Here is a 17,035-nt window from a genome sequence, read left to right as displayed (position 1 = left end):
GCTTAGGAACAAGCCGAACTTGTTTTATGCCCATGCCTAAATCATGTTGCGGACGGACGCTTGGGCTTGATAATAATCGGGCAAAGCAAATACCCCAATACCACACCCATCACGACAACCCCTGACAAAATCTTCAGCGAGGTGCTTTCTGACACCATCAGGCAGGCAAACGCCAAGGCACTGGTCAGCATCGCCGCGCCCATCGCTTGGTAAGTCAAGACACTATCTCCGCCACGGTTTTCTTGATAAAAAATACCGTAATCGACACAGATGGCGACCACCAGCAAAAAACCCACCAAATGCAGGAAACTAATGGCGACACCGGTGGATGACCAAAAGCCTAAAACAATGACTGCGGACAATACGGCGGGCAATAAAGTCTGCGCCGTTTTAAGCGGGCTTTTGTAGCGGGCCATCAGCAAGAGGATGATGAGGACTAGCCCTGCGGACAACAGTTGTTGCGCCCGCTCGGTAAAATCCCGTGTCATGGTGTTGAGCACGTCACGCTGGCTAAAATACTGGACGCCTTCCATCTTCACCAAAGCCGCTTTGACCGCTTCGGGATGGTGTCCTGCCAGCCAGATCATAATCAGAGTTTGGTCTTTGCTTTGGATGACGCGGTTATCAAGCAGTTTTTTTACCGGTGCCGCCAGCACTTGCTCAAAGGTCATGGCTGAGCTTTGCGGATAATTAAAATGCCCCAGTTTTTCTACGGACAAGCCTTGTTGCGTCAAAGCCTGTCGCCAACGCACTAAGTTTTCAGGGTTTAGATAACCCTGCAATACCGTTTGATTAAGTTGTTGTTGCCGTTGTGACAAGACCCAAGGGTAAAGCGGGTAATATCCGTCCAAATGGTGTGAGTGCTTGAGCTGGTCCAACACCTTATAAACCGCTTCGCTACGCTGCAAGGCCGCTTCGATGGTTTTATCGGCAACCAGCACGAAGCGTCCTGGTTCGATGCTGGTCATGCGCCCACGAATGCGTTGGTCATTTTGTTTGAGATAATTCAATTCAGGGGTCAATTCCTGCATATCCGTCATCCAATGCAGTGATGAGAGTCCAAACAGGGATGCCACCGAAATCACAGCCAACACCCCCAATAATACCGGCCTAAAACGTTGGCAAAATACGGCCCACTGTCCTACAAACGGCACATTCAACGGTTTGTTGGTTTGGTTTTTCACTAAGCCAGGCAACACAAAACGGGTCAGCAATAAGCTGGCAATAATGCCGCTAGCCGCAAACACCGCCACCTGTTTAAAGCCTGGATAGCCTGACGCGCCCAAGGCCATGTACCCGATCAACGTGGTGATCCCGCCCAATACCATACTGGGCCATATTTTGGCTATCGTAGGCAACCTGTGTTCGGGCTTAACCGTTTGGGCATGGGCGATGGCATGTATAGGGTAGTCGATACAAATCCCGACGAGGGTTGAGCCTATCGCAACCGTCATGCCATGCACATAGCCAAACACCGCTTGGGTGGCGAGTATCGCCGTCAAAATGGCAACAAACAAAATGCCGGACACTTGCAACAACGCATGGGATGAACGGAAAACCAACAAAAACAAGGCCAGTAGGCCGATAGTGGATAAGAGGCTGACTACTTGAATGTCCCCTTGGATCAGGGTTTGCGTGGTGACGGCAAATACCGGCACGCCCGTCATGGACAATTGATAATGGGCTGCTAAGACTTGATTGGTGTGGTTAATCCGGTTAAATGCCTTGTTAATCGCGGTTTGGATACGCTTTTGTTGCGGTGCATCCAAGCCTGGCATGGCGGTTTCCAAAATCAAATTGCGGTAAGCACCAGACGCTTTCCCCGCCTGTTGCATGGCAAGGCCCTGGGTTTTAAAAGCGGCTAGGGACAACAATAAGGGATCTTGCGCCGCTATTTTTTTGACTAGCGTGCTTTGCGGTGACAGCAAGGCTTTTTTCAGTAGTTCGGCGCGTCCTTGCAATCCTTGTCCAGAAAATAGCCCGGCTAAATCGTGTTTCGGGTCAAGGCTATACCAGGCACTGGCATGGGGGCCGTATAAAGCCAGCAAGGTTTCGGATGTCTCGGCATGGTCTTCCGGCGACCAAACGTCGGTCACGCCATCAATGGCTTTAAGCTGGCTTTTCAGCGTTTGCATAAAGGCTTCCGGTATGGCGGCTTGCGGCGGTTTGGCATCAACCGCAATCAGGTAACGCCGTGACAACGCGCCGGATTGCATTTCACTGGCAAGCAAAATTTCTTCGGCGTTGTCACCGGCAACAATAAACGCGGAAATATCGGTTTTGAAACGGACACCCGCCATCACCGCCACTGCCAATAGCAGCGGCAGGACATAAAACCCTATTGTGCGCCAGTTAAACACCTTATTCTCCAACCAATTCCTGATACAGGGAGCTTATGTTGCCGCTGTTTTTGGCATTACCGGACTCTTTTTGTAAGGTAAATTCGCTGTTGTCGCCATCTTCTTGCAGGACAGTGATTTTATCGACTTCCTGGCCCGTCCGGCCTGATACATAAATCCGGTTGACTGCGCCACCTTTTTGTTTTGGCGTTAGTTCCATCAGCCAGTCCTTTGAATGGCTAGTGAAAATAATATTGTAGACACTGCGTAACAAGGCTTCATCGGCGGTCACGATGGCTTTGAAGACGGTCAGCGGGGCATTTAGCTCATTATCGTCATGCAAATCCACTTGATGCCGTTCATTTTTACCTGCGTCAAAATACAAGGCTTGGTCGCCTTTCACTCCCATCAGCACACGCTCCGGTACTAGCTGTTCCCGAATCATCAACTCCGGTGGCAGTGCGTACAAATAACCGCTGCCGTGCCAAGCTTGGGCCAGCATTTTCAGGTTTCGGGTTTCCTGATAGGCCACTTTGGACATCGGCTCGGACTTCAGCTTTTGCATTAATTTCAGCAGGGAATCTTCGGCATAAGCACTGCCCGTAGCCAGCCAAAATAAGCCTATCACGCTAAAAATAGCCATTTTTGTTGTTTGCATTTAACGTTCCTTCATTTCCAGAAAAACCTTTCGGCCATTAATAAACAGAGCTTTAATTGTTGTCATCGGATCGGGTATGCCTTGGTGCAGGACACTGAGATCGGCAAAATGGATGCGGCGGTAGATATATTCGCCAATGCCCAACACACCCATTAAGACGTAGATAAGCACCCCGTTGTAAAAAGCCCACCCATACCCAGTCCCGTAAATCGCCAGCAGGGTGCATACCAACGCATTGCCTGCAAAAAAAACCGTCCAAATCAGGCTAAGCTGGCGGCAATAGATACTGACTGCGGGCGGGGATTCGGGAAATTGCAAGCGGACAACGCGCTCGATAAACGTCAGTTCTTTGTCGCCGAACAAGCCACGGCCAAAAAAAACCATCAGCGTCAACTGCACCAATACGGGCAAGATTTTCGCCGTGAGGGTTTGCACATAATAAGCCCCCAACAATAAGGCAATAGCAAAAACCAGGTTTAATACACGCCTGCGAAATTCTTGTGCAAGCCACGCCCGGTATAAAAAAATGCCCGAAAAAACCAGTGGTGCCAACCAGTTCATGCCGCTTTCCATGCCTCTGTAAACTAGGTAAGGATACGTTATGAACAAGCTGGCAAAGGCGAAGCCTTTCAGTATGCCGAACGCCTTTTGCTGCATATTTAACGAAACCCTATTTATCGACAACTTCTGATACCTTGCAATTTACCATGAAGATTACCAGAGTTAGCGCTGATACTGGTTTCGATAAGCCAGCTTTATGTTGTAAGCCACAAGCTTCTGAAGTAACTGGACGGCGTTATTTCCTTTTACAGCGTAGTCATAACTATATAAAAGCTTTCCAGTTTGGCAATCTTCCAACCTAAGTGACGTGCTAATGTTGATTACTTGCTTTGTGTCCTGAGTCACCCCGAAGAAGAGGGGTCTCGCCCGCTGGTTTTGACTCATCGAAATTGCAGTTATATCTTGTGTGATTTTCATTACCTTCAGACCGCATGTATCAACTGGATTCATGTCGCCTTGCTTCACAAGCTCAGCTTGTGTGATCGAGACAGTTCTATTGCGAACGGTCTCTACAAAGTCCTTCGGCAGTTCAGGGGGGACGGTGATGACGTTATCAGCCTTTATGACGAGATTCGCGCTGTTGAAGAGCTTTGGTGTGCTGGAACTGGTGGCGCATCCGGCGATGGCGAGCGTCAAAATTACAAACCCAGAAGCGAGTGCGTGAGTTGACTTCATAGATATTCCGTTGTTGGAGTTGCTGTACATTGTCGATTTTTCGGGGGAGTGGTGTAGCACCGACATTACCCTCTTGGCTTTTAGCGTTTCTTGCCGCACACAATTTACGGCCTCGCTGTTCTGTATGAGAATATGCCCGCTTACTACTGCAAGTATTTTTAGTTTTTTCATTTTTTGCCTTTAATCAAAAAGTAGTAAGAAATAACGTGTCAATATTTTTATTTGTCAGCTCATGCCGCTTTCCATGCTAGGCAAGGGTAACTTAACTTAATGGACTCTTTTCACCGTCCTGAAGCCTTATGCTGAGTATCGCCCAATTAATCAACAATGTCGGATACTTTGCCGCCTTTGAAATTAACCATGAAGGTATTATAGCGGTTACGCCAGAACACCCAAGAGTTGCCATTGATATCGGGTGTCCGGGTGATGGGCGGATAGCCAATGGCGGTTGTCACGGCTTTTTTGCCCATGCCTACAGCTACCGTGCCGCTATCAATGTGTTCCTTTTCCAAAGCACTAAACTGGACCAAGTTGACCTTTTGGCGGGCAAATAATTTGCTGAAGGCCTGTTGGATAGTGTCACCCGTATGATTTTCGATGTTTTTGACCACTATTTTTTGGCCTGGGTTGCCCACTTCAATATCAATGGTTTTACTGCCCATCTCCAGTAATTTAATTTGGGTATTGACAGGGATGCGAATGCCGACCTGGTAATTGGTCGTGGGGTAGACATTCTTTTGGTAATGCATTCCGACTTGAGTGTAATAAATGCCGCCCTCTGCAACATTGGCGGACAAACTGGTTGCATCTAATTTTTTATTGCAGGCCGCCAATGGCAAGCACAGCATGATAAAAAGTATGCCACGAAAACTTATACACATTGCTTATTCCTCTGTAGTTAAAAAAATATCAGTATCAACAGAATCTTGGCCTTAGGATTCGACCAATATTAACTTCCTGATTTAAGACCTGGCAGGTTTCAAAAACCTGCCAGGTCTCTACGGTTTCGGCAATGACAGTTCGGGAAGTTATTTTTAGCCAAATCCTTACCATGCAGGGGGGCAAGCTGTTGGGGTTATTTCACACGTCTTGCTGAGTTGTTGGAAGAAGTGCTTGCCATAATTCCGATGGCTTTTTCAGACCTAAAATTTGTTGCGCGGCCTGCATCCCTGAAATGCTCACGCCATACACACCGCTGCCTGGGGAACACCAATGTCCGGCAAAATATAAGCCCGGCACTGGCGAGGCATTTTTGATGCGGATAGGGTCGATCTGGCTGGGTATCACGTCCCAACCATAAGCCGCGCCTTGGTAATTCTGTGTGTAACGGTGCAAGGTGGCGGGTGAACCGCCTTCAATAAAGTTAATATGCTGCTTTAAGTTAGGGATGTAGTGTGCGGCAATAGCCACTAGCTTGTCCATATACGCGGGTTTGGCGGCTTGCCAGGACTCATTGACGCTATAGGGTAGCAACGCCGTGAGCACCAGCAAATGTTCACCCGCAGGCGCAAGTCCTGGATCTATCAAAGTCGGCACCGTCATGCCCATCCAGTCCACATCGCCAGCCAGAGTCCGGGCAAAATTCCGGTCATGGTCAAAATCCTGGTAATAGAAGGATTCATGCGCCATACCCAACTGCGCCAAATCCAAATCGGTGGCGATATAAACCACGAAGATAGACACGGAATGCTGCATTTTTTTGAGCTTTTGCAGATACCGATCCGAGAAATACTGTGCGCCGACCAAATCATAGACTGTTTGCCGCATGTCGGCATTGGCAACCACCACGGGCGTGTTGAAGCGGGTATCTTTTACCAGAACGCCAGCCACTTGCTGGTCTTCAATGATAATTTTTTCGACAGGCGAGCGCAGTTGTACGCATCCGCCATGCTGACGGATGCCTTTCACCAAGGCATCGGCCAGTTTTTGAAAACCGCCTTTGCAATAATAAGTGCCGTCAGCCATATAGCCCATCAGCATAGCCGACCAATAAATAAACGACAGCTTTGACGGCGGCAAGCCCAGATACGGCCAGTTGCTGGCAAAAACGCCGCATAATTGGGGATCATTGATATATTCCGCCATCACCTCGGCCAAGGTCGCTTTACGGTATCGGCATAAGGCAGGCACTAAGCGGCTGGCGGTGTCGTAGTCCGTCAAGGCCATTTCGCTAGCCAAGGCGATTTCTTCGGTGACTTGCAAACAGAGCTGGACTAAATCCGCCAAGCTCTGACGTTGCCCGGGGTAATGCTTTGCCAGAGTGTCGATAAAGGCTGGCATCGTTTGCGGCAGGGCACTATCGAATCCCGGATAATAGACATGGCTGAACGGGTCAACGTCAATAAATTCAAGTTCATCAGCAACACCTAAAGCGTGAAGCAACTTATAAATTATCTGACCGCCCTGATAGCCTGTGGGGCCGCAGCCGCTGACCAAATGCACACCGCTATCAAATTGGTATTTTTTCCGCTTAAAGCCGTGGGCATAGCCGCCAGGCCGGTCATGGGCCTCCAGCACGAGGACGGATTTCCCGGCTTGGGCAAGCAATGCCGCGCTGGTCAACCCGCCTATCCCGCTGCCAACGACAATGGCATCATAGTGGCTCATGGCTTTTCCAGCCCCAGTTTTTGCCAGATTATCGCGGGGCTTTCATAACACATTTCATGGCTTGCCATGTCAACGGCAACTTGGCAGGTAGTGCCGCGTGATAAACGGACGCCTGTGGCTTTATCGACAATTTGGTAATGGATTTTTAGGCGGTTTTGCCATTCGACCAAGTTTGCTTGGACGATGATTTTTTGCCTGAATATCAGCGGCTTGGCATAGCGGATGTGCAGGTCGATCACGGGCCAGGCATAGCCAGAAGCCCGCATTGCCATGTAACCGTAATCAATTTTATCGAGCAAGTCGCAGCGGGCGATTTCAAAATATTTGGCGTAGTGACCATGCCAGACAATTTCCATTAAATCGACATCAAAAAACGGCACGTCAATTTCAGTCTCTGAGCTGGCGACGCTTTTACTCATACAAGCTCCAGTGCTGGTCGCGTATTAGCCCTATACATAAGCGCAATGCCTGTTCCAATGCCCGGTCATGCTCCAAAAAAGGCACATGCTCCCTGACTTGGGACAGGGTCAGCGTTAAGTTTGGGCTGAGGGCTTGGTTGCCGCACCGCAATTCAACCGCTTGGACAACGGCTATCAAGGTGGCGGCGGCAACTTGCTCGGTTAATTCCAGCACACGCAGGCAATCGCGTGCCGCAATTGTCCCCATGCTCACTTTGTCTTGGTTATGGCATTCGGTGGAGCGGGAAAACACGCTCGCGGGCATGGTCAATTTCAGGGCTTCCGCCGTCCATGCGGAAACGGCGATCTGTACCGCTTTAAAGCCGTGGTTCAACATGGCTTGTTCGGCTTTTGCGCCAGAAAGATTGGCGGGCAAGCCATGATTAAATTTAGGGTCAACCAGTTGCGCCAACTGCCGGTCCATCAAATCCGCCAAATTGGCGACGGCGGTTTTCATGCTGTCCATTGCAAAGGCAATATGGCCGCCGTAAAAATGCCCGCCATGCAATACCCGTCCGTTTTCCGCATCAATAATGGGGTTGTCATTGGCGCTATTCAGTTCATTTTCAATAAATTGCCGGAACCAAGGCAGCGCGTCTTCCAATACGCCAATAATGTGCGGCGCACAGCGCAAAGAATAACGATCCTGCAAACGGGTGTCATTTCGGGTGGGCAGTGCGGCAACCGACAAATCCTCACGGATACGCCCCGCCACTTTGATTTGCCCGGCATGGGGTTTGACACTGAACAGGCGTTCATCAAAATGCCCGGCGTTGCCTTGTAGCGCAACTGACACCAAGCTGGTGATGCGGGTGTTCAACTGTGCCAAATAGGCGGCGCGTTGATGCGCCAAACAGGCAAGGGCGGTCATCGCCGCCGTCCCGTTCATAATCGCCAAACCTTCTTTCGGGTTTAGCGTGAGCGGCGCAATGTTTAAGTTGTTAAAAACACTTATCGTCGCTTGTGTTTGCCCCTGGTAGCAAACTTCCCTTTCACCCGCCAACACCGCCGCCAGATAAGACAAAGGCGTTAAATCACCGCTGGCGCCGACCGAGCCTTCTTGCGGGATTAAAGGCAGTATGTCATGTTCAAGCAAGAGGCTGATCTGCCGCAATAATTGATAACGGACACCAGAAAACCCTTGCGCCAGGCTATTGATCCGCACCGCCATAATCGCACGGGTCTGCGCCAGGTCAAAATGGGCGCCTAAGCCGCAGCCGTGGAAGGTATAGAGGTGGCGCGACAAGTCGGCGACATGCTCTATGGGGATAGGCACGGTGCAAGAGTCGCCATAGCCCGTGGTGACGCCGTAAATAAAGCCTTCTTCCCGCAGTAGCGTAGTGAGAAATTCGGCGCCTTTATTGATCCGGTCTTTAAAAACGGCGGTTTCGCCCAATCGCAAGGTTTTCGTTTGCTGGGCGATCTGGCAAATGTCTTCAATGGTTAAGCTGCTGCCATCAACAAGCACGGCTGGATTAATCATGTCCTTCCTGCCAAAAATCATAGAAATTGAACCATTGCAAGGGGGCTTTCAAGCAATAACGCTGTAGCCGGTCGGCATAATCTTGGGTGTATTTTTGGATGGCGGCTTCGCGGTCTTTGCGCGGGAGGACGATGGCATCGCTAAAATGCTCGAAGTAAATAGTCTGCAACTGTTGGTGCTTTAGGCAAAATAAGGTGTAAACAGGGCATTTGAGCAAGGATGCCAGAATGTAGGGGCCTTGCGGGAAAGGCGCGGGATCCCCCAAAAAAATGGCGCGGGAGACTCGGTTTTGTCCGCTCACGGGCGTCCTGTCCGCCGCAATCACCACCAGCTCCCCGGCATTCACTTTGTCCTGCAATAGCATGGCGGTTGCCGCAGTGATGCTGGTCACTTGGATGAGCTTGACCCGGTTTGACTCTGCGTTGCGGTTTAATAAGGCGTTAAATTTTTCGGCGTGGCGGGTGTGGACCAATACATTCACCGTCACATCTTTGCGTAAGCCCGCAATGGCGCGTAACACCTCTATGTTGCCAAGATGGGAACCAAGCAGCAACAAACCTTGGCCTTTATCAACATGGCTAATAATCGCCTCGCGGCCTTTATAGTCAATCTCTTGGAGAGATAGTGAGCCGCTCAAAGCGGCTAATTTGTCGATAATTGAATTGGCAAAACTGAGAAAATGCCGGTAGCTGTTGTAATTCGCCCTTTGTCCGCCCTGTTCGGGCAAGTATGCCGACAATCTACGCAGATAGTGGCGGCTGGCTTGCCGCCCAGGCTTGTTAATTAGCCAATAATAGCTCACCACAGGATACAAAAAGCATTGCAAAATACGCCGCCCCAATAACAGGTAAACTTTCAGCAACAGTTGCATTCCCCAAATGAAACTGCTTTCTTCAAGCTGCGCCCAGTGGCTCATCGCAAACGCCTCAGCAACAGCATCGGCAGCCGCCACAACATGCCGAAAAATAATTGGGCGTGTTTTTTCGAGATCAAGACATTGTCTTCCAGCATTCTAAAATGGGACACGCCGTCTAAGGGATAGCGCACATCCGTTTCGATATTGATGACTTTTACACCCTGCCAGTGCAAGCGCACGGCAATTTCTATATCAAAATCCATGCGCTGGCCCAGGGTTGTTGACTGGAATAATTTGTCTACAGCGGCTAGCGGGTAGCACCGAAAGCCGCACATGCCGTCAGTTATATCGAAAGACAGGGTGTTAATCCAAATCCACAAATTGGTGAATTGCCGGCCATACAAGCGTTTTTTGGAGATGCCGCCATCATAACGGGGCATGCCTAAAATTAATTTTTCGGGGTTTGCCGCACTGGCGGACAGGAACAGGCCCATGTCAGCCAAGTTGTGTTGCCCGTCGGCATCGATTTGGATGGCATGGCTAAAGCCTTTGTCTATGGCTAACTGTAGGCCGCTGATGACCGCCGCGCCTTTGCCGCCATTTTGTTCCCGCTCATGCAGGATTAGCCAGGTTTTTTCCTGTTCCGCCAGCCGCCTTAATTCTGCCGTGCACTCCTCAGAACTGCCGTCATTAATTAACAAACAAGGCAGATTAAATTGCCGGATGGCATCAACCACATAAGCAATGGCCTCATGATGGTTGTACACGGGGATGACGATACAGGTACTCATTGATCAACTCCATATAAGAGCCTGCCCGAACTGTGTGACTCGATGGCGGAACTAAAGTCGAAATACAATTTGCCGCTGTCCGCATTCCAATTTAATTGCAGGGTCAGCTTGTCGCCAGGGCGGATTATTTTTTTAAATTTAACCACTTCCATACTTGAAAACGGCTGGGTAATGGGGAAAAACAGCTTGCCATAGTTTTCCGCCCAAGCCAGTTGGGTGACACCGGGTAAAATCGGCATTTCGGGAAAATGTCCGGCAAAATACAGCAAACTGGCTTGGGTGCGCAAGGACAATTCCACGCCATCATCCCTTTGGCTTAAGAATTGCAGTTCGGGGTATATCCGGCTATCCAAGGCCAATAAACTGGCTATGCTGTCATGGTCGATTTTGCCTTGGGTTGATAAGGGCAAACGATCCATGAACAGCCATTTCCTCGGTAGGAAAACAGTTTCAAAGCTGTCCAGCAAGTGCATTTTTAGTGCTTTGATTAACGCATTGCGCCCCTTATTGTTCAGGTAGTCCAGTCCCAAGCCCGTTAAAATGATGGCACTGGCGACCCGCACCCGCTTATCGCCCCAGAGCCGGCAATGTGCTTGGCCTACCCAGTCCGACTGCTCTAGCACCTGCTCCATTTCAGTCAGCGACAGACGTTTTTCTTCTATTTTTACGATGCGGTCACTTCGGCCTAACAGACTGAACCTGCCATCTTTGTAAAATTCGATCTTATCATGCAATACATAGGGCGTATCCTTGGGCAAGTAAGGGGATTGTAGTAAGTGCTGGTTGCCTGTGGCTTGCGTTATCCTGATGCCGGAAAAAGCTTGCCAGCGTCCGTCGTTTACGGGTTCCCGCCAAGCAATGCCGCCGGTTTCAGAGCTGCCATAAATATCTATCAGTTTGGGGCCACTACCGTGAACTTCAATTTGCCTAACAGCATCCGCTTCCAAGAAGCCGCCAGAGCTAAATATAGCTTTTAAGCGGCGCATTTCAGACCAAGGTGTCAAGTCATCCAGCCTTTTTAGCTGGGCCGGACTGGCTACCCAATAGGACGGGGCCGAAGACCGCAACGCGGCTTTTAACAGCGACTCTGGATTTAGGTATATTTGGCTATGGAAACAACGCCCGCCCGCCAAAGGCCACAATACTTTGAACAATAACCCATAGATATGCTGATGGCTGACGGTTGCCAACACCTGGGAGTTCGCCAATGCCTCCCCCCATTGTTGTTCTAAAGCGTCCACTTCAGCTTGCAATTGCCACAACTGTTTTTGGATGGCTTGCGGCTGGCCTGTGGAGCCTGACGTAAAGAGCGTTAAGCGCGAGCCTTGCAAATCCAATGCAGATAAAGCTAGCGAACCCGCGCTGCCGGGCAATGATAGGGGTTCACCAGAAGGCCAGTCACCCAATAAAGCGCAACCTTGCTGCATCAGCTTTTCAGCGTTTGCGGGCTTATTGTTGGCGGCAATCCAGACGGCTTTGCCAGCGTGCCACAAGGCAAACAGCATCACGGCAAAGGGATAAGCGGCATCATAATACAAAGCGTAGTCGGTTTGTGGTTGGCGCACTAAAGCCTCCGCTTTAGCTGACACATCGCGACAAAAGTCAGCGTGGCTTATCTGCCGCCCTTGATAAACAGCAACAGGCGCTCCCGAAACTTGTCCTAAAGCGATTTGCGTAAGCGGTGTCTGCTTCAATTTATTGCTCACGCGCTTGCAACCTGATGCGGATTAGATATTCAGTACCCATCAATAAGCCTATCAATAGGTATGATATGAGACCATTGTAAAGCCCCCACCAGAAAAAACTGCCCCATAAGGCAGTACCAGCGGCAATCGAACCATTGATGATAAAAAATACACACCAGACTTGGGTCACTTTTCGGGTATGGCTGACTCCTTGAGCCGATAAATTGGGGTCTTGCAGCCTGGCCAGGCGTTCAATGATGGGCGGGGGGAATATCAAACTAAGGGAAAATAACAGGAAAAAACAGGCATTCACGCCCACCGGATAGAGGCGCAAACTTAACTCGCTATTCTGCCAGATGGCAAAAACGCAATAGAGGACACCAAAGCCAATCAGTACGCCGCCCCATTGCTTATCTGAAGGCGATAAGAAAAAACGGGCCACTAGCACCACCAATAAAGCCAGCGAAATTTTCCACGGTGCCAATGCCCCAATGCCCAGATAGACCGCCAAGGGATATAGCAGCAAGACCAAACCTAAAAGCAAGCGGAACATCAAGGGTTCATAATCCTGAATATAGATTCAACGACATCTCCCACAGTCCGCGCCGTCTTAAAATCCTCAAGTTTCAGTTCCCGTTGTGTGAGTTCTTTCAGTTTCACGATCATATCGACCGCATCAATACTATCAAAATCCAGGTCATCATACAGGCGGGCTTCCAAGGTCACTTGGCCCGCATCAATTTCAAACATTTCCAACATGATTTTATGGACAGCAGCCAAAATCTCATCACGATCATTCATAGCGTATCTTCATTCATAGCGTATCTATAGCCCTTCTGGATTCAAACCTGCTTGGCTTCAAGTGGGCTGGATTCAAGTTTGGAATAAATAAAAGCGGCTAAGTGAGCCACTGACGCGAATATTTTCTCCACATCATCTGTTTCCGCATCAATCTTAACATCATATTTTTTCCTTATAGCCAAACCCAGCTCCAAGGCGTCGATAGAATCCAGTTCATAACCCCCCCCGAACAAAGCTTCCTGACTGTTAAATTCGGCAACACTTAAGTCTTCTAAGGATAGCGTGTCTATAATCATTTGCTTTAATTCATCTTCCAATTCCAAACCGCTACTCATGAATGCTCCGTTGTTGAATAAAATAATTTTGTAAATAGTTGTTGAAGCGACGTACTGCAATACTTTTCGGTTCTATTGCCCTAAAATCATCCAGCACTATATCCTCACCTACCGTCATCGACAAATGAAACCGCCGGCTAGGTATTTGATACCATTTTTCCGCTTTCGTTAAGGTACTGGGGGAGCAATGTAGCGTAACCGGCGTCACCACGGCATTAGCCAACAATGCGATAGTTGCCGCGCCGCGCTGGAAACTATACTCGACACCGGGCACGGTCCGGGTACTTTCAGGAAAAATGATCATGATGCCACCGGACTTTAAATAGTCCACACAGCTATTGATCATCTGTTCTGGATCGCCATTGCTGATATACCCGGCATTGACGATAGACCCTTTCATGCAAGGGTTATGGAATAACTCACTTTTGACAATGCAGCTTGCATAGGGGATTCTGCTGAGTAAAAACACAATATCCACCAAGGTGGGATGGTTGGCTAAAATTAACTGTCCGGGCCGGTTCAGCCTTTCCAAACCATTAATTTCATAAGTCATAATGCCAATCCGGTGCATCAGGCCAATAAAAATATAAAAACTGTAATGCACGCATTTTTGCGCCCGTCGCCTTTTCTTAAGGGGGCTACCAGGAACGACATTTAGTATAGGAAATACCAGTACCCATAATAAAACGCCGCCTATCCCAAAAACACTAAAACTCAGGCCTGTAGCAAACAAACGCCAGTAATAATCCAGCCGTTTTCTCATTGTTATCGTTCCCGATCAAGGCATTTTATTCGGCAAGTTATCGCTAATACCGAGTATTTTGCGAGCCATAAGTACGACGATGCTAACGTAAAATAAACTGCCCAGAAGGATAGCCGCTTAATTTTAAAATTGCAATCCTAGATGTGCCGAGTTATTTGGCTAGGAATTTAGTATATGGATGCCAAAATCAGACGGCATATTAAGAGGGTGTCTATCATAAAAAGGTAGGCCGGGATGAGTGAAAAAAGCGCACGATCCTGTCCGGTACATAAAAAGCGAAAGTGGCGTTGGAGGCGGTGAACGAAATAGCCAGAGGGGTTCGGCGTCCACCCGATGCCAGTGAGTCCATGCAAAACCGGGGGAGGCAGCCATAAAAGTAGATTTCAAGTGGCGTAAATACCCTGCAATTCTTATTATTGAAAGTAGTTTATATTCAATAACATAAAGCTATTTTGTATCTGGCTTTGAGGTTTTCTGTCGCAGACGGCGAACTTAAAATGTAGACACTACGGTCGAAGCCGCATGAATCCTACATTCCGGTAATCGAAATTTTTGATTGGAATGCCTGGTTTTTTCAAAAACGAATGGAGTTTCGCTTTTAATAAAACCAACCCATTGATTTTTATTAAATGACCATAAAAGCTAATCAATTGACCAAAATGTGCCGTCTGGCAGATTTTCTGATGAACCCGTGAGTTGGTGGTCACTTAAGGTGCGTAGCAAAGTGTAGATACGGGCAATCGCTTGTTGTTCATGGCCGCCCCAGTGCTGGATATTGCCTGCACAATAATGCCGGCGCAAGTTGGCTTGGGTTGCTGGGTCATTCGTTTGGGTCAACGGCAAGACATTTTTCCAGGCCGCATCGGAAACGCATAATTGCTTTTTGGCCTGTAAATTGGCGGTTAAGAAATGCTTGACCGCTGGTTTATGCGCCGCTACCCAGCTTTGTTTAAACATGTAACCCAAGGCCGGTTCGTTTCCGTTAATCCCCAACGCATTTAAAATGCCCTTGCCATCAACAATTTGCCGATAAGCTTCGGCTTCCAAGCGGGCGGCGAAATGCCAGTAGGTCAGCACGGCGTCAAGCCGGTTTTGGCGGAGTTTTTCGCTGAGCAACGCCGGTGCGCCCATAATTTTTTCCACCGACGCGCTCAAGTCCACATTTTTTTGTTTCCCCAAGGCTTGCAGCAACAACCAGTTTTTATCCAGCTCGCCACCTGCTATGCCTAGCCGCTTGCCCAGCAAATCCTTAATACTGTGGATAGGGCTGTCTTTAGGTACGACCAAGGCACCTGAGGTAGTGGAATAGGGATAAAACGTATAATCCGCGCCGCTAGCCCGTTGCCGCGCCACCCACAGCCAATCTGAAACAATCATGTCCACTTCTCCCGCCTGCAACGCCGCCTTGCCCGCTTCAGGATTGGCAATCTCGTTGACGAGCACATCAAAATCGGTCTCCAGGGTTAGTAACACCGCCAATTCCCAAGCGACCGTGCCCGTGGTTTGGACACCTATGCGGATGGGCGTTTTTTCTGTGGCAAGGGCAACTCCAGATAGAAGCAAAAGTACAAAAAACAAGCCGTTAAATCTCATAAGATTTTCCTATTTTATAAATTATTGTTGGCGCGTTGGTTTTACACGCTCGTTCCGAAGCTTCGGCTTCACTGCCCACAGTTAAGGAATAAATATTAATATTCATGCGGTTACGATTATGTTTTTGTGGTTACTATCAATTGTAGGTCGGGTTACGCTATCGCTACCAACAGTAGGCGCATTAGGCGACCCGACCTACAAATTCGTAATACATTGTTTTAATTAAATTAAACTCTTAACTGTGGGCAGTGACGCTTCGGCTTGGGAATGCGGGATGGGAAGCTCCAGCTTCCTGTCACGCCACGCGAAGCAGGAGTTTGGGAACGAGCGTAACAACTAAGGAATGTGCATGGAATAAATTCGCGGATCAAGACCTGTCAGGTTTTGAAAACCTGACAGGTCTGACGGGTCGGTGCGGAAATTATTTCATGCACATTCCTAAGCCTTGCCTGTCCTTCATGCGCCGGGTGATTGGCCACGCACAATCCGCACATAGACCAAGACACACAAGCCCAAAGCCAGCATTGCCGCTTGCCAACGCACATCCACGGCAATGGTTTTCTGTACGGCAAAATCCGGGATTTGCAGCGCGGTAGCCAAGTCGTCCAAGGTCGTCAGACGCTGATAATGCAAACCCGCTTCCTCGCTTAAAATTTGCAAATAACTTTCCTGCAAAGCCGACAAATGCTCGCTGCCCGCCGCCGCTTCGCTACCGAAGGGGGCATTGCGGGCGTTATAACCTTGGATATTCTCCGGGTTCAAATCCGCTTCGCCAAAGGTCGAGCGGTGCGGCACGTCATCGGGGCGGTAAAAACCGTCCGGCTCGCCTTTATGGTTGAATTTCGGGATAGGCACGGCTTGCAAACCACCGGCACCGATAACCATGCCTTTGGCCTTGCCTTTGACGGCGGCAAAATCGCTGTGGTAACGCGGGTTGACGGGCGGGGCTTCTTGCCCGTCGGTGATGAACACAACATGGGTGCCGAGTTTTTCCAGCATCTGCAAGGTGTTCAACAAACCGCTGGCGATGCGGCTATCCGCCGCCCAAGCCATACGCCAATCAACTTGCGCCAGGGCCGTATCAATATCATTGAAGCCTTGGCAGACTTCTATCGGCTCGAATAATAAAGTCGAACGCCGTTCTGTGAACAAACCTAAGCCAATTTTCGATTGACAGGGCAATTTCGCCAATAGGCCGCGTAAGCTGTGTTTGACGTAATCCAATCGGCTGACTGCTTGCCCGTCGAGTTGGTAGTCGGCAGCGTTCATGCTGCGGGTGATGTCGATGATGAACGTGTAATTGTAGATAGGGCGCGGCTGGTTTTGGGTAGGGCGGATGAAGGCGGTTAGCATGGCGGTTAGGGCTAGGGTTAATAGCCAGAAGCGGTAGTTTTTGGCGATATTTGGAATCATAGAGCGCTTAAATGGCT

17 protein-coding genes are annotated in these 17,035 nt (G+C 49.3%); all 17 read right to left on the bottom strand.

All coding sequences use genetic code 11. The annotated features are described in order from the left end of the window. Positions 1–41: 41 nt before the first annotated feature. On the bottom strand, positions 42–2,360 hold the full coding sequence (locus PHH59_RS09110; protein WP_300014538.1) for an MMPL family transporter: 2,319 nt from the start codon (positions 2,358–2,360) through the stop codon (positions 42–44). Position 2,361: 1 nt separating this feature from the next. Beyond that, a complete protein-coding gene (locus PHH59_RS09105) occupies positions 2,362–2,997 on the bottom strand; it encodes an outer membrane lipoprotein carrier protein LolA (protein ID WP_300014535.1) in 636 nt (211 codons plus the stop codon). Next, on the bottom strand, positions 2,998–3,654 hold the full coding sequence (locus PHH59_RS09100) for a hypothetical protein (RefSeq protein ID WP_300014532.1): 657 nt from the start codon (positions 3,652–3,654) through the stop codon (positions 2,998–3,000). A 66-nt stretch (positions 3,655–3,720) separates the two neighbouring features. Further along, positions 3,721–4,404: a hypothetical protein gene (locus tag PHH59_RS09095; RefSeq protein WP_300014529.1), complete on the bottom strand. Its 684-nt coding sequence runs from the start codon at positions 4,402–4,404 to the stop codon at positions 3,721–3,723. Between the two features lie 146 nt (positions 4,405–4,550). Beyond that, complete coding sequence (locus PHH59_RS09090) at positions 4,551–5,114, bottom strand: hypothetical protein (RefSeq protein WP_300014526.1); 564 nt, start codon at positions 5,112–5,114, stop codon at positions 4,551–4,553. A 199-nt stretch (positions 5,115–5,313) separates the two neighbouring features. After that, on the bottom strand, positions 5,314–6,840 hold the full coding sequence (locus tag PHH59_RS09085) for an NAD(P)/FAD-dependent oxidoreductase (protein ID WP_300014523.1): 1,527 nt from the start codon (positions 6,838–6,840) through the stop codon (positions 5,314–5,316). After that, on the bottom strand, positions 6,837–7,259 hold the full coding sequence (locus PHH59_RS09080) for an acyl-CoA thioesterase (RefSeq protein ID WP_300014520.1): 423 nt from the start codon (positions 7,257–7,259) through the stop codon (positions 6,837–6,839). The genes PHH59_RS09085 and PHH59_RS09080 overlap by 4 nt, the downstream gene beginning before the upstream one ends. Next, the gene (locus PHH59_RS09075; protein WP_300014517.1) at positions 7,252–8,781 is read right to left on the bottom strand and encodes a histidine ammonia-lyase; all 1,530 of its coding nucleotides are present in this window, start codon (positions 8,779–8,781) and stop codon (positions 7,252–7,254) included. The genes PHH59_RS09080 and PHH59_RS09075 overlap by 8 nt, the downstream gene beginning before the upstream one ends. Next, entirely contained in the window at positions 8,774–9,697 is a 924-nt protein-coding gene (locus PHH59_RS09070; protein ID WP_300014514.1) for a hypothetical protein, read from the bottom strand. The genes PHH59_RS09075 and PHH59_RS09070 overlap by 8 nt, the downstream gene beginning before the upstream one ends. Further along, positions 9,694–10,428 carry a glycosyltransferase family 2 protein gene (locus PHH59_RS09065; RefSeq protein ID WP_300014510.1) on the bottom strand — a complete coding sequence of 245 codons (735 nt, stop codon included), beginning with the start codon at positions 10,426–10,428 and terminating at the stop codon, positions 9,694–9,696. The genes PHH59_RS09070 and PHH59_RS09065 overlap by 4 nt, the downstream gene beginning before the upstream one ends. Then, positions 10,425–11,993, bottom strand: a complete 1,569-nt coding sequence (locus PHH59_RS09060) for an AMP-binding protein (RefSeq protein WP_300014507.1) — start codon at positions 11,991–11,993, stop codon at positions 10,425–10,427. Before PHH59_RS09060 ends, PHH59_RS09065 begins: the two co-directional genes overlap by 4 nt. A gap of 130 nt (positions 11,994–12,123) precedes the next feature. After that, entirely contained in the window at positions 12,124–12,666 is a 543-nt protein-coding gene (locus tag PHH59_RS09055) for a hypothetical protein (protein WP_300014504.1), read from the bottom strand. After that, entirely contained in the window at positions 12,666–12,914 is a 249-nt protein-coding gene (locus PHH59_RS09050; protein WP_300014501.1) for an acyl carrier protein, read from the bottom strand. The genes PHH59_RS09055 and PHH59_RS09050 overlap by 1 nt, the downstream gene beginning before the upstream one ends. 41 nt (positions 12,915–12,955) lie before the next feature. Further along, the gene (locus tag PHH59_RS09045; protein WP_300014498.1) at positions 12,956–13,249 is read right to left on the bottom strand and encodes a phosphopantetheine-binding protein; all 294 of its coding nucleotides are present in this window, start codon (positions 13,247–13,249) and stop codon (positions 12,956–12,958) included. After that, positions 13,242–13,802, bottom strand: coding sequence for a lysophospholipid acyltransferase family protein (locus PHH59_RS09040; RefSeq protein WP_300014495.1), 561 nt, complete (start codon positions 13,800–13,802; stop codon positions 13,242–13,244). Before PHH59_RS09040 ends, PHH59_RS09045 begins: the two co-directional genes overlap by 8 nt. Before the next feature lie 852 nt (positions 13,803–14,654). After that, positions 14,655–15,605: an ABC transporter substrate-binding protein gene (locus PHH59_RS09035; RefSeq protein WP_300014492.1), complete on the bottom strand. Its 951-nt coding sequence runs from the start codon at positions 15,603–15,605 to the stop codon at positions 14,655–14,657. A 456-nt stretch (positions 15,606–16,061) separates the two neighbouring features. Continuing rightward, the gene (locus tag PHH59_RS09030) at positions 16,062–17,018 is read right to left on the bottom strand and encodes a vWA domain-containing protein (protein ID WP_300014489.1); all 957 of its coding nucleotides are present in this window, start codon (positions 17,016–17,018) and stop codon (positions 16,062–16,064) included. Positions 17,019–17,035: the final 17 nt, after the last annotated feature.

The sequence above is a fragment of the Methylovulum sp. genome, assembly GCF_028687615.1.
GTDB lineage: Bacteria > Pseudomonadota > Gammaproteobacteria > Methylococcales > Methylomonadaceae > Methylovulum.
Note: the sequence above shows the minus strand (reverse complement) of the source record. Positions and strands in the feature narration are given on the sequence as shown.

What these genes read in the sequence shown, in the direction of transcription:
- PHH59_RS09035 (WP_300014492.1), bottom strand. Translation starts at nt 15,605, where the DNA reads ATGAGATTTAACGGCTTGTTTTTTGTACTTTTGCTTCTATCTGGAGTT.
- PHH59_RS09070 (WP_300014514.1), bottom strand. Translation starts at nt 9,697, where the DNA reads ATGAGCCACTGGGCGCAGCTTGAAGAAAGCAGTTTCATTTGGGGAATG.
- PHH59_RS09065 (WP_300014510.1), bottom strand. Translation starts at nt 10,428, where the DNA reads ATGAGTACCTGTATCGTCATCCCCGTGTACAACCATCATGAGGCCATT.
- PHH59_RS09095 (WP_300014529.1), bottom strand. Translation starts at nt 4,404, where the DNA reads ATGAAAAAACTAAAAATACTTGCAGTAGTAAGCGGGCATATTCTCATA.
- PHH59_RS09080 (WP_300014520.1), bottom strand. Translation starts at nt 7,259, where the DNA reads ATGAGTAAAAGCGTCGCCAGCTCAGAGACTGAAATTGACGTGCCGTTT.
- PHH59_RS09100 (WP_300014532.1), bottom strand. Translation starts at nt 3,654, where the DNA reads ATGCAGCAAAAGGCGTTCGGCATACTGAAAGGCTTCGCCTTTGCCAGC.
- PHH59_RS09105 (WP_300014535.1), bottom strand. Translation starts at nt 2,997, where the DNA reads ATGCAAACAACAAAAATGGCTATTTTTAGCGTGATAGGCTTATTTTGG.
- PHH59_RS09055 (WP_300014504.1), bottom strand. Translation starts at nt 12,666, where the DNA reads ATGTTCCGCTTGCTTTTAGGTTTGGTCTTGCTGCTATATCCCTTGGCG.
- PHH59_RS09085 (WP_300014523.1), bottom strand. Translation starts at nt 6,840, where the DNA reads ATGAGCCACTATGATGCCATTGTCGTTGGCAGCGGGATAGGCGGGTTG.
- PHH59_RS09030 (WP_300014489.1), bottom strand. Translation starts at nt 17,018, where the DNA reads ATGATTCCAAATATCGCCAAAAACTACCGCTTCTGGCTATTAACCCTA.
- PHH59_RS09050 (WP_300014501.1), bottom strand. Translation starts at nt 12,914, where the DNA reads ATGAATGATCGTGATGAGATTTTGGCTGCTGTCCATAAAATCATGTTG.
- PHH59_RS09045 (WP_300014498.1), bottom strand. Translation starts at nt 13,249, where the DNA reads ATGAGTAGCGGTTTGGAATTGGAAGATGAATTAAAGCAAATGATTATA.
- PHH59_RS09090 (WP_300014526.1), bottom strand. Translation starts at nt 5,114, where the DNA reads ATGTGTATAAGTTTTCGTGGCATACTTTTTATCATGCTGTGCTTGCCA.
- PHH59_RS09040 (WP_300014495.1), bottom strand. Translation starts at nt 13,802, where the DNA reads ATGACTTATGAAATTAATGGTTTGGAAAGGCTGAACCGGCCCGGACAG.
- PHH59_RS09075 (WP_300014517.1), bottom strand. Translation starts at nt 8,781, where the DNA reads ATGATTAATCCAGCCGTGCTTGTTGATGGCAGCAGCTTAACCATTGAA.